General features: G+C 40.6%; 1 pseudogene. It reads left to right on the forward strand.

What is annotated here, in order from left to right:
- A pseudogene (locus HC176_RS16830) lies at positions 1-421 on the forward strand (transporter); the annotation flags it as partial.

Raw genomic sequence — 421 nt, forward strand, 5'->3', positions numbered from 1 at the left:
ATGGAACTGCAAGATATAGGGCCATGAGTGGAGCTTTTGGAGCCCTGGGTGGTGATCTTTCTGCACTTAATGTTAATCCGGCAGGATCTGCAGTCTTTCTTAACAGCTTTACGACATTCACTTTAAATGTTGAGAATGCCGAGAATGAAGTAAGTTACATGAATGGCTTCAGTACCAATTCAAATACAGATGTCGACCTGGGACAAGCCGGGGCTGTTTTTGTTTTTAACAACAGAAACGAAAATGCTGCCTGGAAAAAATTCACTCTTGGGTTTAATTATAACAAGGCCGCTTCTTTTGAAGATGATTTTGTAGCATCCGGAACAAATTCCCGTTCAATAGATCGATATTTTCTAAATTACGCTCAGGGAATTGCTCTTGACAACTTAGTCCCTTTTGAGGATGAGACTATAGGCGAATT

This window comes from Tamlana crocina, from assembly GCF_012037625.1.